This window comes from Streptomyces sp. MB09-01 (assembly GCF_033794505.1).
Classification (GTDB): Bacteria; Actinomycetota; Actinomycetes; order Streptomycetales; family Streptomycetaceae; genus Streptomyces.
Genome location: NZ_JARAYQ010000346.1, coordinates 1 through 6,942, shown reverse-complemented (window position 1 = coordinate 6,942; position 6,942 = coordinate 1). Strand labels below are relative to the sequence as shown.

Sequence of the window (6,942 nt, the reverse complement as noted above, 5' to 3'; positions counted from 1 at the left end):
GAGGACGTCCGCGACCGGCTCCGAGACCCGGCCCCCGCCCGCGGCATCCTCGACCTCGACGGTTTCCACCCCGCGTCCGGAACGTCGTCCTGAACACCCCGGCGCCCGCGAGTTCCTCGCAAACCTCACCAACGATGCCAGCCTTGCCGCCGGACCCCGCCGCATCGTGATCGCATGCGCAGGCGGTTGCCACGGACCTGTCGTCCGCACGACGGCGAACCCATCCAGACAGCGTGTGCTGCTCGGGGTCCGGCCAGCAGGTCAGCGCTTGGGATAGACGCTGAGGACGGCGTGGTGGGCGAGGTCAGCCGCAGGGGCGTTCTCGTTCTGCGGCGCCGATTCGTACAGGGCCACATCGCCGGATACCCGGGTCGGGAGGGTGACGCCGCTGAGTTCGGCGTGGGTTCCGGTGGCGATGTCGACGGAGACGGGGATGCCCGTTCCGCTCGGCGTCCTGGCCTTGCCGTACGCCGTGCCGGCGTTGTCCACCCCCATGAAGTCCACCCGGGCGGTGTCCTGGGTGCCCCCGAAGCAGTAGCCCTTCTTGGCCTGGAGGTCGAAGGCCGTGTACGCGGTGACGAGATAGCGCCCGTTGTCACTGAGTACGGCCCGGTTCTCCGAGCCAACCGCAGCTTCGTTCACGCCGTTGCAGGGCAGCGCGTACACGGGGTTGCCCCGGCTTTCGTCATGCAGTGCCCACACATGGTTCATCGGCAGCCCGAGCGCGGAATACGCCTCGTCCTTGGACGGCCACTGGGCCACGACATATCCGCCGCGCACACCGTGCGCTGTTCCGTTCTCGATCCCGCTCGACTCTTGCGCTCCGGCGGGGACGATGGCCTGCCCCGGCCACGCATCCGCCATGTGGAAGGTTCCGTTCACGGACCCGGTGATCCTCAGCAGGTAGTCCCGGCTGCGTGAGTCCTGGGGTGAGGCGAGCACTCCGGTCGTCATGTCGACGACTGTGACTTCCTTGTCGTTGCCGAACGCGAGAGTGCCGTTCGCGTCGTGGGGGCGGGCGCTGCTCCCCACTCCCGGGATGCTCACCTGCCGTGCCGGAGCCACGTTCTTGCCGGAGGAATCGGCAGGGAAGACCGAGGCCCTGGCGATGGCACTGCCCCGGGAGATCGCGTCCTTCCCCTCCTGAACCGCGGCCACGAGGACGGCATGGTCCTTACCGTCCTTGCTGGTCACGAAGAGCTTCACGTCGTCTGCCTGGAACTCGGCCGTGCGCTCACTCGGCTTCCAGGGAGCGCTCGACCAGCGGACGGCTCCGGTACGGGCGTCGCGGGCTTCCACCCCGAACGCAGCTCCGTCCTCGTACGTCTTGCGGAACAACACCAGCTGAGCATGCGGGGCAACGGTCGGCTGGGTTAACCGCTCCCCCTGCATCACAGCCCACCCTTTACTGCCGTCGAACGCGGGCGGAACCTGTGCCTGCTCGGCCCTGGGCGTCAACGACGCCGTTTCACCCGTTGCGGACGGCTTGCCGTCCTTGGGCCGGGGCGAGCCGTCCGTCTGCGACGAGTCGCAGGCTCCCAGCGCCACCGTGACCGCTGCCGCCAGCACAACACTCTGGAACTTCTTCATCTGGGCCTTCACTCTCCGAATACGGCATGTCCTCGCAAGCTATCCGTCTACCGCCCCCCACACACAGCCCTTGGGAAGTGGAGCCCGGCACATCCACCTGCCGGCGTGCACCGCGCGACAGGGACGAGGGCACCCTCGTCCACCTCACCGCCGCCCCCGAACTCCTACGCGCCCGGACTCCTCGCACGTGACGGCGTCCTCCGCGGACCGCCGAACCTGGGTAGCCCCCACACGACGCAACCTTCGTCCCGGTAATTCCCGGCCTGGCAGAGGCTGTTTCACGTTCTGGACGTGTCTGGCTTGATCAACGTTAGGTCTACTCTGCGCGAGCTCCCCCGCCGAACGGTCACCACAAGGAACTCCACCATGCCCGCATCTCCGCACACCGTGATACGCAGCGCCGTCGCGGCCGCCACGCTCGCGGTTCTCGTCACCGGCTGATCCGGCCCCGGCGAGCCCGACCCCAAGCCCACCGTCTCGAAGGCCACGGCGGCGCCCGGCACCGCCGCCCCGACGACGTCGGCCCCGGCCGTCAACAAGCCGCTCAGCCTCGGGGACACGTTCATCAACAGGTTCGGCGGTCCCGCGCAGGGCGATTACGAGACCACCGCCACCGTCCTGGGATACGTCCAGCCCGCGAAGGCGGGCCAGACCCCCGCGGAGGTCTCGGCCGGCGCGCAGGGCGACGAGTGGGCGGCCCTGGAGGTCAAGGTGTGCCTGGTGACGGGGGCCACCATCACCGCCAACTCAACGGCCTGGCAGCTCGCGACCGATGACGGCGTCCGCTACGAGCACGAGTACGCGTCCGGCGGCACGGAGCCGGAATTCGCCGACAACTCCAAGCTCGCGGCCGGTGACTGCCTTCGGGGAAACATCATGTTCGCCGTGCCAAGGGAACGCGCCCGGCCACGGCCGTCTACGGGCCGAGTTCGATCGCCGAGCCGAAGAAGTGGGCACTGTGACCGGTTCGAAGCCCGTCCTGCCGCCCGGCCTGCCTGGTCGCCGGCACGGCACGTCCTACTTCGGGCTCGCCCCCAGGCCCGCGCCGCCCGCGTGGGCCGCCTACCTCGTCCGCGTCGCCCTGCTCCTCCTCGCCGCCGGGTTGACCACGAACTTCACCGACGGCTACGTGCAGGGCTCCCAGGCGTCGGACGAGGGCAAGCCGGATGCCTGGTGTGCGCCCGGGTCCGCCTCGCAGACGCCGACGTTCACCGTCGCCTGGCGATGGGGCTGCTGGACCGGCCACGACGAGGACGTGCCGACCCGAGAACCGGCCGGGGAGCCCACGCCGCCGCCTCTCCGAATCACCCCGGTTCCGAATCGCTGACCGACAAGGCTCCCGCCCCCGGGAGTCCGGACCAGGCGGGGGCTTTCCCGTCTCCCGGACGCACATCGAGTCCCCTCGAGGGGCCGGCACCGCCCCTGCCCTCGGGGCCCGCCGGCACCGGCGCCGATGACCTGGGGCTGGGGGGTGGTGCTTCTCGCACGGGCGGGGGTTCCTACGATCACAGGCGTGCGCCATTCCTTCCTTCACCGCGGCCGTCGTCTGTCCTACCTCGATTTCGGTGGGCCCGGCCAGCCCGTCATGGCCCTGCACGGGCACTACAACGAGGCCGCGGCGTTCGCTCCCTTGGCCGCCCTGCTCTCCCCGGATTGGCGGGTGTTGGCGCTGGACCAGCGCGGGCACGGGGAATCCGATCGCGCCGATTCCTACGGCCGGGAAGACTACGTCGCGGACGTGGCCGCCTTCCACGACCACCTCGGGCTCGGCCCACTGCCGCTGGTGGGGCACTCCCTCGGTGGGGTCAACGCCTACCAATACGCTGCCCGTCACCCCGGACAGGTCACCGCCCTGGTCGTCGAGGACATCGGCGCCGTCGTCGACATCGACACGGCCTTCACCCGCCGCCTGCCCGGACCACAACCCACCCGTGAAGCCCTGGTCCAAACGCTCGGAACTGCTGCGCCCTACCTGGAGTGTTCCTTCCGCAAGAAGGCCGGCGGGTGGGGATTCTCCTTCGACATCGACGACACCGTCGCCTCCCAACAGGCCCTCACCGGCGACCATTGGGCCGACTGGACCGCCGTTTCCTGTCCGACCCTCCTCGTCCACGGAACCCACAGCGACGAGATCACCCCCGACCACGCCCGCGAGATGCACGCCCGCCATCCCGGCCGCGTCCACCGCGTCGAACTCGTAGCGGGACACGTCGTCCACCACGACGCCCCGGACGACTTCGCAAACGCCCTCCGCACCTTCCTGACCACCTGACCACCTGACGGCAACGCACACCACCCGGGGGTCGCAGCACGACATCCGTGTGCTCGGCCGGGCCCACCCCCGTGCCTCAAGCCCAGGTCCACCCCTCCCACCAGCTCACCCGACTCCTCGGCCTCAGCGGCCCGATCCTCCACACCGACGAACCCATCTGCCACGGCCCGGCCGCGCACGCTTCGGCTCGGCCAGGACCCGGCCCTCGATGTACCGGCAGTCCTCGAAGGCGCGGCGGGCGACCTCGGCGGCGGGTGCGAGCAGGACGGGCCGGAGGCCGTCGCTGTGGTGCGCGGGGTTCGGGCAGCGTGGACGGCATGGCGTCGGAGGACGCCGATCAGGTCACCCGATTCGCGCCCGTGGTCATGGGCCTGGGCGCTGCTCATTTGGCCGAACCACATGTCGGCGACCGCCCTGCCGGCGTAGATGCGACGGACGGCGTCGGCGTCCTGCTCTGTCAGATCGCGCAGTCCCAGCATGCTGGCCCTCGCTGTGGCGCGGCCCTCCTGTGCAGCGTCGGGAGCGGGCCTGAGGATCCGCTGACCGCCCTGCACAGGGCCGGCGGGGTCGGAGTACTAGCCGAGAATGAGGCGGAAGATGTCGTTGTAGACGAAGAAGCCCCCGGCCCTGGCCAGGAATCGGCGCCAGGGTGAATGCCCGGGTGAACTGCATCGGCTTGTCGAAGGCGTTGTCGATGGCGAGGTTGCCGGTGACGAGGACCCCGACGCTGTTGTTCGCCCCGGGCTGCGAGTCGATCGAGGTGACCTGCGTCTTGACGACCTTCATCTCGGGCTTCTTGAGCTGCGCGATGATGTTGCTCGCCCCCTGGATCTGATGGCCCTCCCAGGTGAGCATCGACTCCGGTCGGTAGAGACTGGCGAGGCTGTCCCGCGCGTAAAACCTCTTCCTCAGCCCACGAACCCCATTCTGCGGCGATCAAAAAGGCCAGGGAGGCGTGGCGCTGCGGCACTGCCGACGGCTCCCGGCTTCGCCGCAGGGACGGTTGCGCGGCCGGGGGGCAGGCCGTTTCGGCAGGCGTGGTTGCTGGGCGAGGGTCACCACAAGGGCGGAACCAAAGTGTCCAGGGGCAGCCGGTGATCTGGCCGCCGCCGCCCAGGACCGCGGTGCCGCCGCCTGTGACCCGCTCCCCATCCCCGTCTACGACGCCTGCGGCACCGGATGCCGGAACGGCCTGACGGGTGCCGGCGCGGCCCCTGCGAGAGATCCGACGGACTCCGAGGTGGGGGCCCGGGGTCCGGGTGGAGCGGCGGCCGCTACCGTCGTCCTCCTAGGAGGGAGCCACATGCCCCGCACGTTCAGCGTTTGCGACACCATCATCGTCGCGGCCGACCCGTCGACGGTCTACCAGCACGTTTCCGACCCCGCTCTCATGGGCCGCTGGAGCCCGGAGAACCTGGGCGCGACCCCGACCGAGGGTCCCGGCACCGCGACTAGGGTCGGGATGGTCTTCGACGGTCACAACAAGCGCGGTCCGTTCCGCTGGACGACCCGTTGCACGGTGACGGCCGCCGACCCGGACCAGGTCTTCCGGTTCAAGGTCCACGCCATAGGCCTGCGCCGCCCGTGGCTGCGCGGCCCGATCGCCACCTGGGAGTATCGTTTCGCCGCCGTGCCCGAGGGCACCGAGGTGACGGAGACATGGACCGACGACCGGCGCAGCTGGCCAGACCCGGTGGCCAACACGTTCGACAGGATCGCGACGAGCGGGCACACGTTCGCCGAGTTCCAGCGCAAGAACATCCGGGCCACCCTGCGCAACCTGAAGTCGGAGCTGGAGGCACAACCCGCCACCCCCTGATACGGCCGGTCACCCCGCCTCACGACGGCACCGGCAGGCGGGCGGGCGGTGGCCAAATACCCCGACCCGGCCCGCAGCGTGAAAGCGCAGGTCGTCAAGGCAGGCCGCACAGCGGTCAAGCTGGTGTCCCCGGCGCGAGGGCTCACGCCCCGGCCGGGGCCGCACCGGGTTCAAGCACATGTACTCACCTTGCCGTGAGAGGTCCGGCGTCGAACGGGCTCGAGCTCGGCCGGGGTTTCCCCAGCCCACCGGGTGTGCCAGGGGCCAGGACTTGGACCTGTGGGCAAGGTCGCTGCGGCACGGAGGCCAGGTATCACGGCGGGCATGCCCGCCGGGGCCCCGGAATCCACACGACCTGGCCCCGGCCGCCCGCTCGGCCCGAAGAGCCGACGGCCCGCCAGCCGCTACGAGTTCGGACGCACCCTCGCCACCAGCAAGGCGGACGGCCGGCCGGCTCACCACAAGACACGCACCCAACCGCGCCGCGACAGTTGATCCTCCACCAACTCATGGCCACGAACCCGACGATGTTGGATAGCGGCATGGTGAGACGCAAGAAGGAGAAGAAGAACCAGGCCGTCTTCGGCATTCCGAAGGGCATCGTCCTACTGGCGACGCCGGAGGGTTGGCGTACCAGTGCCCTCACCGTGGAAGGCGGAATGCTGTGCGGCCGCCTGGACGTGCCGATCAACACCGACCCACGCGACGCGCGGGCCGCAGCGGCGGTGATGGTGACGGACCTGGCGCGCGACTTCCACGACACCGACGTCGAGGTGAACTGGGATCCGCCCCAGGAGCCCTGGTCATGGACCGCCCACGTCACCCTCACCACCGAAAACCACCCTCCTTCGCAGAGCACCGTAGGTTGAACGGGAAGCTCACGCTTCGTCGTGCTGCTGACCCGCCCTGCCGGCTGGATGGAGTCACCCGCCGCGCACACGCACGGGCGCGGATTGCGCCGAAGGTCAGATGCGCCCCCGGCCGGGCAGGCCGAAGCCCCTGGGGCCCGACGGGCCTGGCAGGGGCTGGCAGGGGCTGATCAGCTGCAGGGCGACTTCACCGTGTGAATCGTTACGAGCACGAGGAGCTATATCGCCGGGCTCAGGGTCAGCCGGACGAGGCCGAACTTGCTTCCGCGGCGGCCTCACCGGTCTCCTGGGACGACTCGGTCTCCGTCGTCGGGGTTTCCGTGGTCGGCGTCTCCGTCTTCGGGGTCTCCGTCTCCGGGGTCTCCGTGGCGGGGGTCTCCGTGGCGGGGGTC

At 70.0% G+C, this 6,942-nt stretch carries 6 protein-coding genes; 4 read left to right on the top strand and 2 right to left on the bottom strand.

Translation table 11 applies throughout. The annotated features are described in order from the left end of the window. Positions 1 to 261 precede the first annotated feature (261 nt). Positions 262 to 1,590: a hypothetical protein gene (locus tag PV721_RS39250; protein WP_319733030.1), complete on the bottom strand. Its 1,329-nt coding sequence runs from the start codon at positions 1,588 to 1,590 to the stop codon at positions 262 to 264. 958 nt (positions 1,591 to 2,548) lie between these two features. Between PV721_RS39250 and PV721_RS39245 the strand changes: the two genes are divergently transcribed. Both PV721_RS39245 and PV721_RS39240 read left to right on the top strand, forming a co-directional pair. Then, a complete protein-coding gene (locus tag PV721_RS39245) occupies positions 2,549 to 2,917 on the top strand; it encodes a hypothetical protein (protein WP_319733028.1) in 369 nt (122 codons plus the stop codon). A gap of 186 nt (positions 2,918 to 3,103) precedes the next feature. Continuing rightward, the gene (locus PV721_RS39240) at positions 3,104 to 3,862 is read left to right on the top strand and encodes an alpha/beta hydrolase (RefSeq protein ID WP_319733026.1); all 759 of its coding nucleotides are present in this window, start codon (positions 3,104 to 3,106) and stop codon (positions 3,860 to 3,862) included. A gap of 363 nt (positions 3,863 to 4,225) precedes the next feature. Here the strand turns inward: PV721_RS39240 and PV721_RS44200 are convergent, their stop codons facing one another. Continuing rightward, entirely contained in the window at positions 4,226 to 4,717 is a 492-nt protein-coding gene (locus PV721_RS44200) for a ketosteroid isomerase family protein (protein ID WP_416371276.1), read from the bottom strand. Between the two features lie 448 nt (positions 4,718 to 5,165). Between PV721_RS44200 and PV721_RS39230 the strand changes: the two genes are divergently transcribed. Both PV721_RS39230 and PV721_RS39225 read left to right on the top strand, forming a co-directional pair. Further along, entirely contained in the window at positions 5,166 to 5,681 is a 516-nt protein-coding gene (locus PV721_RS39230; RefSeq protein WP_319733022.1) for an SRPBCC family protein, read from the top strand. A 509-nt stretch (positions 5,682 to 6,190) separates the two neighbouring features. Next, the gene (locus PV721_RS39225) at positions 6,191 to 6,550 is read left to right on the top strand and encodes a hypothetical protein (protein ID WP_319733021.1); all 360 of its coding nucleotides are present in this window, start codon (positions 6,191 to 6,193) and stop codon (positions 6,548 to 6,550) included. Positions 6,551 to 6,942 lie beyond the last annotated feature (392 nt).

Coding starts and splice junctions, on each gene's coding strand:
- PV721_RS39250 (WP_319733030.1), bottom strand. CDS start 1,590: ATGAAGAAGTTCCAGAGTGTTGTGCTGGCGGCAGCGGTCACGGTGGCG.
- PV721_RS44200 (WP_416371276.1), bottom strand. CDS start 4,717: ATGCTCACCTGGGAGGGCCATCAGATCCAGGGGGCGAGCAACATCATC.
- PV721_RS39225 (WP_319733021.1), top strand. CDS start 6,191: ATGGCCACGAACCCGACGATGTTGGATAGCGGCATGGTGAGACGCAAG.
- PV721_RS39230 (WP_319733022.1), top strand. CDS start 5,166: ATGCCCCGCACGTTCAGCGTTTGCGACACCATCATCGTCGCGGCCGAC.